A 441-nucleotide genomic window follows, 5' to 3' on the forward strand; every position below is an offset into this window, starting at 1 on the left:
ATGTACGGAAAGGATAACCGCTGAAAGCATCTAAGCGGGAAGCCTCCTTCAAGATTAGGTATCCCTGGGAGCAATCCCCTAAAGGCCCGTTGTAGACCACAACGTTGATAGGCCGGGTGTGTAAGTGCAGCAATGCATTCAGCTTACCGGTACTAATCGGCCGTGAGGCTTGACCATAAAAAATTCTTAGAGAGGGGGGTGGTTCTCCACCCCCCGATCATAAACTGCCAAAAACCTACAGACACGAAAATGCAATTGTGAGAAACATACTGCGAGGGTGAAAGCCCAAGCCAAGAGTTTCTCTGTGGCAATGCCGAGAGGGTCACACCCGTTCCCATCCCGAACACGGAAGTTAAGCCTCTCTGGGCCGATGGTACTGCATTGGTAACGATGTGGGAGAGTAGGTCGCCGCAGGGAATTTAATAGAGAAGCCCCACTGGA

General features: G+C 51.2%; 2 rRNA genes. Both read left to right on the top strand.

Going from position 1 to position 441, the window contains the following annotated elements:
- Window positions 1-177 (top strand): 23S ribosomal RNA (locus tag E8K79_RS21010); the annotation flags it as partial.
- A gap of 123 nt (window positions 178-300) precedes the next feature.
- A 5S ribosomal RNA gene (gene rrf, locus E8K79_RS21015) occupies window positions 301-417 on the top strand.
- The last annotated feature ends 24 nt before the right edge of the window (window positions 418-441 follow it).

It is taken from the genome of Geomonas edaphica (assembly GCF_004917075.1).
Lineage (GTDB): Bacteria > Desulfobacterota > Desulfuromonadia > Geobacterales > Geobacteraceae > Geomonas > Geomonas edaphica.